The 16,107-nt window shown below is 25.6% G+C and carries 15 protein-coding genes; 5 read left to right on the top strand and 10 right to left on the bottom strand.

Annotated features, from left to right (window positions below):
• Positions 1 to 228 precede the first annotated feature (228 nt).
• A complete protein-coding gene (locus MarbSA_RS08730; RefSeq protein WP_221061426.1) occupies positions 229 to 1,206 on the bottom strand; it encodes a transcriptional regulator in 978 nt (325 codons plus the stop codon).
• 394 nt (positions 1,207 to 1,600) lie between these two features.
• Between MarbSA_RS08730 and MarbSA_RS08725 the strand changes: the two genes are divergently transcribed.
• The gene (locus tag MarbSA_RS08725) at positions 1,601 to 2,281 is read left to right on the top strand and encodes a TIGR00266 family protein (RefSeq protein ID WP_221061425.1); all 681 of its coding nucleotides are present in this window, start codon (positions 1,601 to 1,603) and stop codon (positions 2,279 to 2,281) included.
• Positions 2,282 to 2,321: 40 nt separating this feature from the next.
• Here the strand turns inward: MarbSA_RS08725 and MarbSA_RS08720 are convergent, their stop codons facing one another.
• The 5 genes from MarbSA_RS08720 to MarbSA_RS08700 all read right to left on the bottom strand — a co-directional run bounded on the left by MarbSA_RS08720 (position 2,322) and on the right by MarbSA_RS08700 (position 7,686).
• Complete coding sequence (locus MarbSA_RS08720; RefSeq protein WP_221061424.1) at positions 2,322 to 3,734, bottom strand: lactaldehyde dehydrogenase; 1,413 nt, start codon at positions 3,732 to 3,734, stop codon at positions 2,322 to 2,324.
• Between the two features lie 435 nt (positions 3,735 to 4,169).
• On the bottom strand, positions 4,170 to 4,415 hold the full coding sequence (locus MarbSA_RS08715; protein ID WP_054835061.1) for a class III signal peptide-containing protein: 246 nt from the start codon (positions 4,413 to 4,415) through the stop codon (positions 4,170 to 4,172).
• A gap of 54 nt (positions 4,416 to 4,469) precedes the next feature.
• Entirely contained in the window at positions 4,470 to 5,399 is a 930-nt protein-coding gene (locus tag MarbSA_RS08710; protein WP_244987865.1) for a type II secretion system F family protein, read from the bottom strand.
• A 419-nt stretch (positions 5,400 to 5,818) separates the two neighbouring features.
• Positions 5,819 to 6,883 (bottom strand): M24 family metallopeptidase, encoded by a 1,065-nt coding sequence (locus MarbSA_RS08705; protein ID WP_244987864.1) that lies wholly within the window; start codon positions 6,881 to 6,883, stop codon positions 5,819 to 5,821.
• Positions 6,884 to 6,975: 92 nt separating this feature from the next.
• Complete coding sequence (locus MarbSA_RS08700) at positions 6,976 to 7,686, bottom strand: HIT family protein (protein ID WP_221061423.1); 711 nt, start codon at positions 7,684 to 7,686, stop codon at positions 6,976 to 6,978.
• Positions 7,687 to 7,803: 117 nt separating this feature from the next.
• Between MarbSA_RS08700 and MarbSA_RS08695 the strand changes: the two genes are divergently transcribed.
• The 4 genes from MarbSA_RS08695 to larE all read left to right on the top strand — a co-directional run bounded on the left by MarbSA_RS08695 (position 7,804) and on the right by larE (position 11,741).
• Positions 7,804 to 8,442: a site-2 protease family protein gene (locus MarbSA_RS08695; RefSeq protein WP_042703304.1), complete on the top strand. Its 639-nt coding sequence runs from the start codon at positions 7,804 to 7,806 to the stop codon at positions 8,440 to 8,442.
• Positions 8,443 to 8,613: 171 nt separating this feature from the next.
• Entirely contained in the window at positions 8,614 to 9,840 is a 1,227-nt protein-coding gene (locus MarbSA_RS08690) for a YcaO-related McrA-glycine thioamidation protein (RefSeq protein ID WP_221061422.1), read from the top strand.
• A gap of 183 nt (positions 9,841 to 10,023) precedes the next feature.
• Positions 10,024 to 10,662 (top strand): TfuA-related McrA-glycine thioamidation protein, encoded by a 639-nt coding sequence (locus MarbSA_RS08685; RefSeq protein ID WP_054835063.1) that lies wholly within the window; start codon positions 10,024 to 10,026, stop codon positions 10,660 to 10,662.
• A 26-nt stretch (positions 10,663 to 10,688) separates the two neighbouring features.
• On the top strand, positions 10,689 to 11,741 hold the full coding sequence (larE, locus tag MarbSA_RS08680; RefSeq protein ID WP_054835064.1) for an ATP-dependent sacrificial sulfur transferase LarE: 1,053 nt from the start codon (positions 10,689 to 10,691) through the stop codon (positions 11,739 to 11,741).
• Positions 11,742 to 11,765: 24 nt separating this feature from the next.
• On the opposite strand, the gene MarbSA_RS08675 is transcribed toward larE, so the two are convergent.
• The 4 genes from MarbSA_RS08675 to MarbSA_RS08660 all read right to left on the bottom strand — a co-directional run bounded on the left by MarbSA_RS08675 (position 11,766) and on the right by MarbSA_RS08660 (position 16,019).
• Positions 11,766 to 12,197, bottom strand: a complete 432-nt coding sequence (locus tag MarbSA_RS08675) for a hypothetical protein (RefSeq protein ID WP_052332144.1) — start codon at positions 12,195 to 12,197, stop codon at positions 11,766 to 11,768.
• 783 nt (positions 12,198 to 12,980) lie between these two features.
• Positions 12,981 to 13,817, bottom strand: a complete 837-nt coding sequence (locus MarbSA_RS08670) for a CBS domain-containing protein (protein WP_042703300.1) — start codon at positions 13,815 to 13,817, stop codon at positions 12,981 to 12,983.
• A gap of 342 nt (positions 13,818 to 14,159) precedes the next feature.
• On the bottom strand, positions 14,160 to 14,591 hold the full coding sequence (locus tag MarbSA_RS08665) for a universal stress protein (RefSeq protein ID WP_042703298.1): 432 nt from the start codon (positions 14,589 to 14,591) through the stop codon (positions 14,160 to 14,162).
• 201 nt (positions 14,592 to 14,792) lie between these two features.
• Entirely contained in the window at positions 14,793 to 16,019 is a 1,227-nt protein-coding gene (locus tag MarbSA_RS08660; RefSeq protein WP_221061421.1) for an amidohydrolase family protein, read from the bottom strand.
• Between the last annotated feature and the right edge of the window lie 88 nt (positions 16,020 to 16,107).

Raw genomic sequence — 16,107 nt, 5'->3', positions numbered from 1 at the left:
AATATTTTCTTGAATTTCTAATTTGTATCATAATCTTCTTAAATCGATAATTTAATATTTAATTAATATTAATTTAACATTTTTATATAAGAAGACAAAATTGGTGTTCTGCACCATCTATAACTATTCCGATTATAAATCTGAAAAATATGTTATAATATCAATATTTTAATTAATTTTAATTAATTTTAATTAATAATGAAAATAATAGTAATTATAAAGTTAAAACTAATTATCTCTTCTTTCTTTAACTAAATTCAAAAATTCTTTAGAATCTTCTGCTTCTTTTAATTCCCATGACTTAATAACAGGAATACCATCTAAAGAATCCTTAATTTTCTTATTGTTAACAATGAAAAAAGAGTCAGAATCAGTTATCAGAGATAAATCTTTTAAACTAATAGCCATCTTATGAAGAGTTTTTTCAGGGCGATTGCTATCTAAACTAGCTATAAGTGGATTTTCTTCTGTTGAATAATCATTAAGTCCTTTTTCAATAGCTAATGCATCAAAAGGTGTGCTTTTAGTTTCAAGAACTCCAAAACCTAAATTAGCTAAATCTTTTGTTTTTTCATTATTTATTGAATTATCAGAGTTTATCTTATTAAAATCTGTCTTATCAGATTTAATATTAAATAAATCAATGTCAACAGTAATCTTCATATTTAAAATATCTTCAAGAATCATAGCTGTTTCAGGATTAGCTCTAACCATATCATTCTCATATTTATAAATAGTTTCCCTTGAAACATGAGCAAGATCAGCTAAATCCTTTAGTGAAAGAGAATATTCCTCACGGTACTCTCTTAAAATGTTTCCATTGATATTAACATAATATCCTCCCCTATCAGCTAAAAACTCAGGATATTCATCATATAAAATTATATTTTTAAGAGTATCAATACCAATAACTGGAAGACCATGTCTTTCATAAACAACATCTTCCTCAAGTTTATGTGTTTTAGATTTAATCCCCACAACAAGAGGAGATGCGAGGAAAGTACTAGCTACTTTTCTTATTTCTTGAACATGTGCCTCATTAACACTATCAATATTAACTAGTACTTTTAAAAGGATTAAAAGTAATTTTTTTCGAGCAGCCATATCAAAACAACTTTGATAATAGACCTGTGAAGTTTCAAATCCTCCTCCACTCAATAATTGACTTATTTCTTGAATAACTTGATTCCTATTCATAGTTTCCATAGGAACACCCATATCTCATTTTAAAGCAAAACAAAAATGTTTAAAACTTATAAAACTATTTTTAAATTTAAAGAGATAATTAATTAATAATAAATTATTATTCAATATTATTATTAACATTATTATTAGTACTATTATTAGTATTATTAATTAATATATTATTAATTATAATATTACATAAATATACACTTATTATTAATTAAAATATATATTAGTTTAAAAATATTATTAATCTAATTAATTTAAAAATATATTGATTTTTTAGTATTATAAATATTGCTTTTTGAATTAGTAAAAACAAAATCTTATATAAAAACTTATATATTAACCAATGAAAATTTGTTTATTATATAATAAAATCATTAAAAAAATGAAAAAATATGGCAGTGATAAAATGGAGTATGAGATTAAAGGTGGAGCTTTCCCAATGGTAATTTGTAAATTAGAAAAAGGAGAAACTATGAAAAATGAAGGGGGATCCATGGCACTAATGACATCAAAAATTAAGATGGAAAGTAGTACTGGGGGAGGAATCCTTAAAGGCCTTGGTAGAGCATTAGCAGGAGATTCTATTTTTCTAAACTTCTTTACAGCCGAAGAAGACGATCAAGAAATAGGTTTTGCAAATAGTTTTCCAGGCAAAATAATTCCAATAGAGTTAGATGGGAATAAAACAATAATTGCTCAGAAAAGTGCTTATCTAGCATCAGAAAAAGATGTTGATATTAATATGCATTTTAGAAAAAAATTAGGTACTGGACTGTTTGGAGGAGAAGGATTCATACTTCAAAAATTTTCAGGATTTGGAATAGTCTTTTTAGAAATCGATGGAGAAGTTATAGAATACGATTTAAAAGAAGGTGAAAAATTAGTTATAGATCAAGGTCACCTTGCTGCGATGGATGAATCTGTTGATTTTGATATACAAAGAGTTAAAGGTGCTAAAAATATCATGTTTGGAGGAGAAGGTCTTTTTTTAAGTACTTTAACTGGGCCTGGAAAGGTTTGGGTTCAAACAATGCCATTAAGTAATTTTATTGAAGCTATTATACCTTATATACCACGTAATGATTAAAAAATGGAGATTCTATTTTTTCCATTTTTTAACTTTATTTTTATCTTAAGTTCATAGCAATTAATTTAGATCTAGTCATATCATTAACAGCATATTTAACTCCTTCTTTTCCCATCCCACTCATTTTAAATCCACCGAACGGCATGTTATCTGTTCTAAAAGTAGATTGTTTATTGATAAAAACAGAACCTGATTCAATTTCATTTACACATTTTAAAGCATTATGAAGACTTTCAGTGAATACACCAGCTTGAAGTCCAAATTCAGAATTATTAGCTGCAGATATAGCTTCTTCAACACCATTAACTCGAATTATAGGAGAAACAGGACCAAAAGTCTCATTTACAACAATATCCATGTCAGGAGTTATATTATCCAGGATAGTTGGCTCGAAAAAGTTACCATCACGATTTCCACCAGTTAAAAGTCTAGCGCCTTTTTTATAAGATCTAACAACAGACTGTTCAACCATTTTAGCCGCATCTTCATCAATTAAAGGACCTATATCAGTTTTAGGGTCCATTGGATCTCCTATTTTAAGTTTTTGAGTTTCCTTAACAAATAAGTCAATGAATTCATCAGCTATAACTTCATCAATAATAATTCTTTTAACAGCCATGCAAACTTGACCAGAATAAAGATAAGAACCTAAAACAGCAGCTTTTACAGATTTTCCAATATCAGCATCTTCAAGGACAATTAAAGGATCATTTCCACCAAGTTCCAATGTTATCTTTTTCATTCCAGCTCGATTTGAAATTAAGAGTCCAGTAGCTACACTACCAGTAAAAGAAATTTTATCTATATCATCGTTTACTGTTAACTCATCTCCAATTTCCCCACCAAAGCCAGTGACAGTATTAATAACTCCATCTGGAAATTCTTGAGATATAATCTCAGCAAGTTTCATGGCAGCAAGAGGAGCTTGAAGTGATGGTTTTAGTATGGTTGTATTTTTTGCAGCAATCGCAGGGGCAATTTTATGAATAGCTAAATTTACAGGATAATTAAAAGGAGTAATAGCTGCAACAACACCTAAAGGAATCTTTTGAGTAAAAGCAAAAAGTCCTTTTCCACCAATTCCTGCATCTAAAGGTACAGTTTCTCCATAAATTCTTTTAGCTTCTTCTGCAGCAAATTTTAAAGTTTCAACTGATCTTTCCATCTCACCCCTAGAATCTTTGATTGGTTTTCCTGTTTCTTTTGTTATTAACTTAGCTAATGATTTTTTTTCACTTTTTAAAGATTCATAAGCAGAATACAATCCTTCAGATACTTTTCTCGAGGAAAAATCATTTAATTCCTTTTTTGCTTTATTTGCAGCAGAAATAGCAAGTTTAACATCTCTCCTATCCCCAATAGGAACTGTATCTACAATTTCATCATTATATGGATTTTTAACATCAAAAAGTTCTTCTTTAGATTTAAATTCCCCATTAATTAGCATTTTCATATATACACCCCAATTTTGAATTTTATAATTCATATGAATATTTTTAAATTACAAACCTTAAATTAATCACATTAACCTTAAATTAATAAAATATCTAAATTAAATCATTAGAATAAATCAATTCATCAATATAATCATTATAATAATATATTTATTAATACCTCCATAATTAATACATCTCACAATATAGTATTACATTCATAATTATTATATAATATATTATATTCATATTACATTTTTAATATAATACTCATATTGTTATATTCCTTAATATATTCCTCAATATATTCTTTATAATATTATATTTGTTAATATATTTTTAAATAAAGATTTAAATAATTGTTGGAACTTTAAAAATAGATTTAAATTTAATTATAATCATTAAAATAAAATAGAATATAAAAAATTAAAATAAAATATAAATCAATTAGACAATCAAAACTTTGAATGAATACTTTCAATAGACTTATTGATATTATTAAGTTCATTAGAACTGATTTCATCCCCAATACTTAAAATGTAACTTTTATAAAAGGACATAGCGATTAAAACAATCACAATCATACCACCAATTAAAAGAATCAATTCAGCACTTGACTGTCCACTTTCATCAGATATTAATATATCAAGCTTCAAACTAACAAGTTTAGACTTCAAACTAACAAAATTCAAATTAACCATATATCCCACCTAAAACCATTAAACTATTTCAAAAATCATCCCCTAAATAATTATTTAAAACGCTAAAAAATAAGATCCAAAATTGCTTATTATGTAAAATAAACTATAAGCTATAATTAATAAAGGAATTGAAAATTTTATCCCTTTTTTAACATTACCCGACATTACTAAACTAATAATTAAACCAGCTAAAATAGAATGAATAATAATATAAGATCCTGCAGCTATTTTTGAAGTTTCAATTAGTTCACTACCTTTACCAAGACTTGTCATGAAAGAAGAATAAATTCCAATCATACCCAATGCAAATGGAGCAGCGATAACAGCAGAAATCACTAAAAAAATAACTGCCATCATTACACTGGACTTTCTGTCTCTTTTTAAAGCATTTAATTCTCTTAAATCATCTGATACATTTTCAATTATATCAGCTAAATTTCCACCAGTTTTTTTAGCTTCAATTATCAACTTAAAAGTTCTTTCAAGATTTTTAGACTTTAATCTACTTGATATTGCCACCATACTTTCATTAAAATCCCTACCCATTTTTATCTCAATTACTGAACGTTTTATCTCATCATATAATGGACCAGACCCATATTTAGATAATTCTTCCATTGCATTTTCAAAACTTAAGCCTACTCTCAACATTGAAGCTAATTGTCTTAAAAAGTCAGGAATCGATTTTTCAACATCTTCACTTCTTTTTTCAGATTTATATATTATAATACATGCTAAAAATCCAGGAGGAATAGCTATTGCAAGCACTATTGATATTAATAAGTCAAAATTAAAAATAAAAGATAAAAATATGAATAAGATTAATAAAAATACTACAAAAATAATTAATATAGCTAAAACCTCTGAAGCTACATTAAATATACCACTTACTAATAAAATCTCTTGAAAACTAATTGAATATTTTTTAGGGATTTTATCATCAATAAATTTAGAAATTAAATAAAGTAAATCATTTATAATCACATTAACACCATAAAAAGATAATATCATAAAAAGAAATAAAAAGTATATGATAATTAACAAGTATTAATGATTATTTAAAAAGTGATTAATAAATATTATTCAATTTAAAACTTAATATTTAGTTTAAATAGTAAAATTAAGATTAAAAAGCATTATTTTAAAAAATAAAAAGGTTGTTGTATTTTAAAAATATTGATTAAAGATAAAATAAATAAAAATACTTTCAAATTATCTGACATACTACAGAAAATCCTAAAGGATTTTCTTAATTACGAAAATCTTCGATTTTCGATAATTACCACCCAGATTATGTTTATAAATAAGAGAAGTCACTAGGTAGGAAAGTTCTCTAAAAAATCTTCGACAACTTAGGAACTTAGTAATATCATGATAACATATAATAAAAAATAAAACTAATTTTAAAGTTCATAAGGAAGATTCCCAATAATTTCAGCTTTATGTTTACCAACAACAATAGTATCCTCTATTCTAACACCAAATTCCCCTTCTAAATAAATTCCAGGTTCTATTGTAACAACCATATTTTTTTCTAAAACAGTTTTATCTTTTTTAGAAATACTCGGTGTTTCATGAATATTAAGACCTAAGCTATGGCCAGTTGAATGAATAAAATTTTCACCATAACCATAATCCTCAATTATGGATCTAGCTACATTATCAATCTCACAAGCAGCTTTTTCAGCTTTTAATGCCTTAATTGCCTTATTATAAGCTTCAAGAACTATATCAAAAACTTCTTTTTGTTTTTCATTATTATAATCAATCATAGTTCTACTCGTATCAGAACAATAACCATTATACTTAGAACCCCAATCCATTAAAATTAAATCTCCAAGTTCCCTATTTTCAAGAGTTGCATGAGGAAGAGATGAATTTGGTCCAGTAGCAACGATTGTTTCAAAAGATTCCTCACTAGCCCCATTACTTCTAATTAAATAACCAAGTTCATAAGCTATTTCCCAATCAGTTATTAAATTTTCCTGTTTTTCACGAATATCCAATTCTATAAAAGATTTATGAGCAATGTCTGTTGCTTTTTTTATCATTTTAATTTCATTATTAGATTTGATCATACGTTCTTTTTCTAAAAAATCTTCAACAGACAATTCCCAATTCTCTTTTTTTGATTTATCAGCACATAATTTTTTATAAGAACTTACAGGAAGATTTCCTTCAATAGCTATTTTTTTAAGATTTTCTTTATTGAAAACTTCTTTTAATTCTGAAATTGATTTAAATTCCTTTACTTCAATCAATGATGTGTTTGAAGCTAACTCTTTATCCATAGCTGTTGTAAATATAACAGGATCTTCTTTTAAAAGACATATTGCAAAACTAGTAGGACGATAATTGGAAACATACTTAATATTATTAAATTGAGTTATAATCATTCCATCATAATCTTTTTCATCCATTCTTTTTAAAATACTCTTAATTCTATCATTAATAGTCTTATCTTTCAAATTTTACACCTTAATAATTATAAACATTATAAAATTATTAAATATCTAAATATTCCAATATTCAAATGCCCAAATATTCAATATCCAAATACCTAAATGTCTAAATTTTCTTTAATTAGTGCAATTAAATCAGTTCTCATTTTAGAAGGAATTTTTTTAGTAATTGCCCTTGCAAAGAAACCAAAATCAGGATCATTAAATTCTAAACCTTCAAAAACAACAGGTTTTTTATACCTAGGAATAAAATGCCAATGAATATGAGGTTTAGGATTATTATTTCTAAAAACTGAATTTTTTAAACAACTCCAATTAAATAAATCTGCATTGAAAGTTTTTTTATTAGCTAATTCCATGCTTTCAACTAATTTTCCAAAATCAGCCCATTCTTCTAAATATAAGTCTTTTAAATCTTCACATCGTCTTTTTAAGCTAATAACACAAGTTCCTAAGTATCTTTGAGAAGGGGCTAAAAATATTTCCCAATAATCTGTTTCAGCTATTAAATTCCCATAGCTACTATCAATAGAAAACTCACATATTTTATCTTCACATAGATCATTATCCAAATAATCTTCAGATGGAATAACATCTTTTAGATTACTTTTAGTTAAGTTATTTTTAATTGAAGCATTTTCAGCAAAATTGTTGGTATATGAATTGTTTTTAGCTAAAATATTCTTAGCTGAATTATTCTTAGATGAATTAATCTTAATTGAATTATGTTTAGTTGAATTATTATGTTTATTTGAATTATGTTTATTTGAATTGTTTTTAATGTTTTTTATAACCCTACTATCTTTCATAATCATTATATATAGAATTAATAATATTAGTATTTTTAGAAAATTTAGTATTTTATATTTCTAAAAATTATAAAATATTGCAAAAATTTATAAACTTTAGACAATAATTATAAATATATGTTTAAATTTAGTTCTAATGAAATAAGAGACTTATTTATATCATTTTTTATAATTTCTTTAGCCTTTTCAATTCTTTATTCTAGGTTAGATTTTACAAATATACTTAATATACTACCTATGGTAATGGTTGGTGTGGGATTAGGATTTATACTTCACGAAGTAGCACACAAAATAAGTGCAATGAGATATGGTTATTGGGCAGAATATAAAACTTGGACACCAGGATTATTCATAGCACTAGTAAGTTCAGCATTTGGTTTTATCTTTGCAGCTCCAGGAGCAGTTCATATTTATGGACAATATATGACTGATAGAGAAAATGGAATAATCTCTATATCTGGACCTTTAACAAATATAGTTCTATCTCTAATCTTTTTAGCTGTAGCTTTGATGCTGGGTAATACTTACATTGGATTGTTTAATCCATTAATAGCTGTTCCATTATGGGTAAATATATTATTCCAAACATGCCTACTAGGTTTTTCAATCAATGCATTTTTAGCATTATTCAACCTAATACCAATTGGAATATTAGATGGAGCTAAAGTATTTAGATGGGATCCATTTATATGGTTAGCTAGTGTAATAGTAGCAGGAATTATGGTTTATTTCTCATTTACAGGATTCTTTTTTTAATTAATTAAAAAATTGAGATTATTTATAAAATTAAAATTATTTATAAAGTTTAAATTTTATTAAATTAAACCTATTTGTAAAATTAAAATTATTGTAAAGTCGAAATAAATACAAATACAAAATTGAAATAATTATAAAATCAGAATATTTTTATAAAATTAAGTGGTTAGTATGTTTTCAGATATCCAAATTAGCTATTTTTCATGTACACACAGAGCTATAGAACCTTCTAAAACAATAGCTGAATGTAAAAATAAGTTAAAGGTAGCTGGAATAACTAGAGTTACTGATATAACCCACTTAGACAGAATAGGAATTCCTGTATTTTCAGCTATTCGCCCAACAGCACAAGATGGAGGAGTGAGTATTTATGCTGGAAAAGGAGCTAAAAAAGACCAAGCTAAAGCATCAGCTATGATGGAAGGTTTTGAAAGATACTCTGCAGAAAAACAAAGTATTGATGATGAAAACTCCAAATTAGCTACTTTAAGTGAGATGGATGGTGAAAAATTTATCCATCCTGATGATCTTATTATATCGAATGAAGTTAAAAGTTTGGACTTTGAAAAAGAAAGAAAGATAGAATGGACTTTAACAAAAGATATAATAACAGAAAATGATTATTATATTCCATCTAATGCGATTTTTCATCCATACATTCCAAAAGATGCAAAAAACACATCAGCTATTTTTAAAGGAAACACCAATGGTTTAGCTTCTGGAAATGTTCTAGAAGAAGCTGTTCTTCATGGAATGCTTGAAGTAATAGAAAGGGATGCCTGGAGTATTTTTGAGTTAACTAAGAAAAATAAAAAATGTATAAATATTGATAATATAGAAAATCCTTTAATCAATGAATTACTTGAAAAGTTTAAAAAAGAATCTATCAATATAAAACTCATGGATTTAACTGCAGATATAGATATTCCAACAATTGCAGCTATAGCAGATGACACAATACTTAAAGACCCTGCACTTTTAACACTTGGAATTGGTACTCATTTAAACCCAGAAATTGCAGTTTTGAGAGCTTTAACTGAAGTAGCACAAAGTAGAGCTACACAAATCCATGGAACAAGAGAAGATACTTCAAGAGCAGTTTTAATGCGCAAAGCTGGTTATGAACGTATGAAAAAAATCAATAAACATTATTTTGAAGAAGAAAACAATGTTATAATTGATTTAAGTGATATTGAAGATAAAAGTACTGATTCATTGAAAAAAGACATTGAAATAACAACTAATGAATTGAAAAGGAATAATATTGATAAAATATTATTTAAAAATCTTACAAGAAAAGAAATTGGAATAAATGTAGTTAGGGTAATTATTCCAGGAACTGAAAACTTCTCAATTGATCCAGATAGAGTTGGAAAACGTTGGATGAAATTTAAATAGATAAAAGAATTATAATATTAGAAATAAAAATTTATAATCATTAGAGATTATAATCATTAGAATTTGTAATAAATATGATTTATAATAAATAGAACTTATAATAAATAGAATTTATAATATTTAGGAATTATAACAATTAGAAAAATTATAATAATAAACTAATTAAATCTAAAAAAAGATAAAATGGATGAAAAGAAGATAATAATATTTACTGGGCCTTCATTATCGATTGAAGAAGCATCGAAAATATTAAAAGCAGATTACCGGGAACCAATTCAAAGAGGAGACATTCTAAAAGCAATACAAGATTCTCCAGATATCATTGGTATAATAGATGGTGTTTTTCATCAAAGTCCTGCTGTTGGACATAAAGAGATTATAGAAGCTATAAACAAAGGAATAACAGTAGTTGGCGGAGGAAGTATGGGTGCTCTTAGAGCATCTGAATTAGATAGTCTTGGAATGAAGGGCATCGGATATGTTTATAATGAATACTCATCAGGAAACATTGAATCTGATGATGATGTAGCTATTGTTTTTGACAGTACCACTGGAGAACCATTTTCTGAAGCATTGGTAAATGTTGATTATAAATTTAAAGAAGCAGTAAAATCAGGCATTATCAATAATGATGAAAGAAAAGAATTAATAAGTGTAGCTAAATCCATTTATTATCCTAAAAGAACATATTACAATATTTTTAAAAACTCAAGTATTGATGAAGAGAAAAAAGAAGAATTAATAGATTTTATTGTGGAACTTGTTGATGTTAAAAAGCAAGACGCAATAGCTGTTTTAGAATACATAAAAAAATTAACATGAATAAACAGATTGTGGGTTTTAAGATTATGAACTTAACTAAAAAAATCGAAAAAGTAGAAGAAATTCTAAAAGGAAAAGATATTGTTATTGCTTTTTCAGGAGGTGCAGATAGTACATTAATTGCTTATTTAGCTAAAAAAGTAGCTAATAATATACTTGCGGTTACACTTAACAATGAAATAATGCCTTCTAATTTTTTAAATAATGCAAAGAAAATTGCTAATTCAATAGGGATAGAACATGAGATAATCAATGAAAATTTCCTTGAAGTAGATAAATTCAAAGAAAATAATCCCAATCGTTGTTATTTATGTAGAAGCATAATGTATTCAAATATAAAAAAGTTAGCAGAGGAAAAAGGTTTTGAAACAATAGTTGATGGTACAAATATAAGCGATTTACTTGAAGATAGACCTGGAATAATGATAAATTATGAAAATGATATTTTAAGCCCTTTAGTTAATGCAGGTATTGAAAAAGAAGATGTTTTAGAATATTTAAAAGAAAATAATATTGAATATTCAAAATCCACAACATGTTTAGCAACTAGGATAAAAACTGGTCAGGAAATAACTGCTAAAAAGATTAATAGAATTAAATATGCTGAAGATTTTATTAAAAGTCTTACTCGCAGTGAAACAGTTCGAGTAAGAGACATAGAAAATACTGCACAGATAGAATTAGAAAATATTGATCTTCTTCTTAATAGAAATACTCTTAAATTAGTTGAAAGTGAATTAAAAGCAGTTAATTTTGAAAAAATTACTTTAGATATTGGAACAAAAGTTCATGAAAAAAAAGATATAGTTATTTACAAGCCTTGTAAAGACGAAGCAAATAAAATAATGTTCGAAAATGAACTACCATATAATATTGATATTAGAAAAACTTGTCCAAATCTTGAAAAATTAGGTAAATTAAAATGTTCAGAAAAAATGGGAGTAGCTATGTTGGATATTAATGGGCGTAATGTTACTCTTTTTGAAAATGGAAAAATAGTAGCTCGTAAAGTAAAAGATAAAGAAGATGCTCAAAATATCCTAATTGAAGTTCTGCCTATGATTCGTAGAATAATATAAGTAAAATAATATAAGTAAAACTAATCACTCAAAAATTAGCTCTTTTTCAAATGTTTCATTTACTTTTCTTCTAAAACTAGTCATCTTAGATATAGTACCTCTATTATCAATGCCTTCAAGAGTAATCTCATTTGCAGATAATTCTAAAGATTCATCATCAGCTTTCACATCTAATAGAGTTATGTTATAAACAGAAGCCTCTTCTAAATCATCATTAGATTCGATATTGTACTTTATTGACAATATTTTATGAGGAAATACTTGATTTAGAGATCTTTTTATTACAGTCTCTAATAATTCCATGAACTTTTCTATGAAAGGTAAGTTATTTTTCCAATAGTAACCTAAAACTAACTTCAGCTGTATATCATGCTCAGCTATCTCATCCTTATACTTAGTTATTACTATTATATTGTTCTTTTTAGTTTTAATTATTAATGAAGGTTTATCTTCCATGTCAATACTATGTAATTAATACTAAATAATATTTTCGGATTTTTATATAATCGCTGCCTAATAGAGTTATTTTATTAATTTATATTATTAATTTATGATATTAATTTATAATATTAATTAAAGTAATATATATTACTAATTAAAGTAATATTAATAATTCAAGTATTTTTTAATTTTTTTAAAATGAAATTGAAAAGTATATATAATATTAAATACAATAATATAATTGCTGATATCAAAACAAATACTACTGAAACAAGATATCAATGTCCTCAATTAGCTATAAAAACCCACATTATTTTATAGTATATTCCTAAAATCTGAGTAAAAACCTTCAAAATATAAAACAAGGAATATATTGAGGACATTAACTTCTTTTATAGAATCAAATCTATTATTTTAATACTATTATTTTTAATAAATATTATTCATATAAAATATTTTTATATTAATTGATTAAAATTTTTAAATATTATAAAGTTTAGGCATACCTAAATATTTATATAGTATAAAAACAATATTAATAATGGTGATACTTAAACACGTGAATAATCATATCACTAAATATGTCCTCAATTAACAAAATATTGTATTATTCCAAAAAATCAAAATAGCTTCTTTTAAACTGAAAATTGTTAATTGGGGACAAACTCTCTCTCTCTTAAATCTTAATCTTTCAAACAAAGAGTTTAAAATATTTAAAAAAAATTTAGATGGAATATTAATAAAAAAATTAAAAATAAAAAATAGAATAAAGTTTAAAATACTTAAAAAATTAAATATTTAGTCAGTTAAAGCTTTAAGAAGATCATTAGCCCTTATTAATCCAACTAAATTTCCTTCAATGCCAATAACTGGAATTTGTTCAATATGTTCAATCCTCATTTTTTTAGCACAGTCAGAAACTTTAGTTTTAGTATTAACCGTGGTAACTCTAACAGTTGAAACATCTTTAACAACCTTATCAGAGAATTTAAGATGATTTTTTTCAACATAAAGAACACTAGTACTATCCCAAGACCATTTGTCTCCTTCTGTACCAACACTAGAGTTATGAACACTTGTTTCAGATACAACTTCACTTTCATTGATAAAATCTGTTTCTGTAAGAATCCCACTCATTTTAGCATCATTATTTAAAGCAATAACACATTTAAGATTAAAAAATCTCATAACTTCAAATGCTACATTCAGAGGAGACTGATCCCAAGTAGTTGGAACATTTTTGATCATATAATCTTCAATAGGAACATTTATGTCCATTTCTGAGATAGCTAAAGATACTATATCAGATGAAGTTACAATTCCAATTAAATTCCCATTTTTAACAACAGGAACTCTCCTTATATTATTTTTTATCATTTTAGAAGCAGTTTCAGCAACATCATCATCCAATTCAGCAGTAATAATATCTCTAGACATTATAAGAGCTATTTGTTCCTCATCAGGATTTCCAATAAGATCAGACCTAGTCAATATTCCTACTAATTGATTAGTTCCTTCTTTAGTAACAGGTAAACCCGAAATTTTCTTTTTTCTCATAAGTTCCAAAGCTTTTTCACGATTTCCCGGGACAGAAACATGAATAGGATCTTTAGAAACTATATCCTTAATCAACATTCAAAACACCAATTAAAAAACACCAAATTAAATCAAAAATTGTATTAATCTAAATATTTATAAAATTTATAATATTTATCTATAAGATTTATTTATAAGATTCATTTATGATAGTTATCTATAATATTTATCTATAAAATTTATTTATAAGATTTATTTATGATAGTTATCTATAATATTTATCCATAAGGTTTTTTAAAAACTTAATAGAAAATTTTAAAAATTTATTAAACTTATTCAAATAATATATTAAAATTACTCAAACACAATTAATAATATAGTAGTATAATAATATAAATAATATCTTATTATATTTAAATAGGTTAACACATTGCAATACTACTAATAAACAACAAGAACTGAGCATTCTGCAGCTTTAACAACTTTTTCAGCTACACTACCCATAATAAACCTATCAAAGCCAGTTTTTCCAGAACTACCCATTACAACTAAGTCTATATCTTCTTTTTCAATAGTTTCTAAAATAACTTCAGCAGGAGAACCTTCATCTACTTTTAAAGTTATTTTAACATCGCTAGCACACTCTTCTTTCATTTTTTCTACTTTTTGAAGATTTTTCTCAGTTTCTTTCTTAAGTAACTGGTTTATTTGGAATATTGTATCATCAGAAGGAAGACCAATAGAAAAGCTTGTTTCAACGACACTTAAAGCAATAATTTCTGCCCCACTTGCTTCTGCAAGAAATAGAGCATGTTTTTCTGCTTTTTCTGCAAATTTTGAACCATCAGTAGGCAATAATATTTTTTTATACATTTTATCCCTCGTTAATGCTTGTTAAACACAATTAAATATTAAACTTAATCATTAAATATTTTAACATGGTTTTTCTTTATTAATATCAATATCACTAAAATGACAGTTTATAAAAAATTATATTAATATTTCATAATATTAATTATATTAATATAATATTTGTCATAAAATTAAATAACTCAATAGATATAAATAAATTTATTAATCATAATATATTAATTTATCTTTATTCATTAAACATATTATATCTTTTGTTTCTGACCTATTAATTAAACTTAAATATGGATTTTTTGATATTTTTTTTGATATAAATAGTTCTACATTATTTTTCTCATCAATTATAGATTTGTTAATTTTTTTATAAATACTAAAATCATTAAAATTTTTGTTTAAATCATTATCTGAATTATTATTAGAACCATATTTTGAATTATTTAAATATACATTTGTTGTTGCCATTTTTAATATTTCTTTTGGAGATATGTAATTCTTGTAAAAAGCCCTCATTATCTTTAATGTATATTCCAATTCTCTAAAAATATTAGGTGAATTTATCATTATATTATCGGTTCCAATAAGAGGTTTAATTTCATTCTTTAAAATCTCAAAAAGTGGAGGAATACCAAGTGAAAAAGCTCCATTGGAACGAGGACAAAGTACAATATTTCTTTTATTCCTTCTAATTAAATCTAAATCATTCTTTAAAGGAGATGTAATATGAATTAATTGGTTAAATCCAGAATCAATAGCCATTTGAATTTCAGTTTTACCATTTTTTGATAAAGAATCAGTTTGAAGATATTCATACTCTCCTGCATGAATAGATGATATTTTACCTTGTTTTTCACATTCTGTGACAATCAAAGTAGCTACATCTTCTGTTATCTCACCAAAACCACTTGGAGCTATACCATCACAAATTTTTAAAAGTTTACGAATAGCTATCTTTACCTTAGATAAATCAGGACCATCACCATAAAAACTATCATCACGACCCAAAACTATTGGATTAATTGGAATATCCTCAGCTGCCTTTTTAAGTAGCTTAACACCATTAATTCCACCTTCCCTATAATCAATGAAATGAGTTGTTCCAGTTTGAAGCATTTCCAACATTGAATCTTTCATGGCATTAACAATATCCCCATTAGAAGAGGATTCAAGAGCTATATGTTTTAATCCATTAGGAGGCTTTACAATTTCCTCAATAGATTTTCCATCCCCAATATCCTTTATAATAGAATCTCCAATATGAGTATGTGCATTCAAAAAGCTAGGACAAACTATTGAATTTGTAGCATCAATAATTTCTCCCTCATAAACATCTTTAGATATTTCAATTATCTTTCCATCATCAATTAAGACATTGGTATTTTTAGCTACTAAATCAGCACCACATAAAACAGTTCCATTAGCTATGGTTATCATTAAAAATAGTATGTTTAAACTAATATTTATTATTTTATTAATAAAATAATAAAAAAATATTAAAAATATTAAAAATATTAAAATAATT

The organism is Methanobrevibacter arboriphilus, assembly GCF_019669925.1.
Classification (GTDB): domain Archaea; phylum Methanobacteriota; class Methanobacteria; order Methanobacteriales; family Methanobacteriaceae; genus Methanobinarius; species Methanobinarius arboriphilus_A.
The sequence above is the reverse complement of the archived record's forward strand: the minus strand, read 5'-3'. Positions and strand labels throughout refer to the sequence as shown.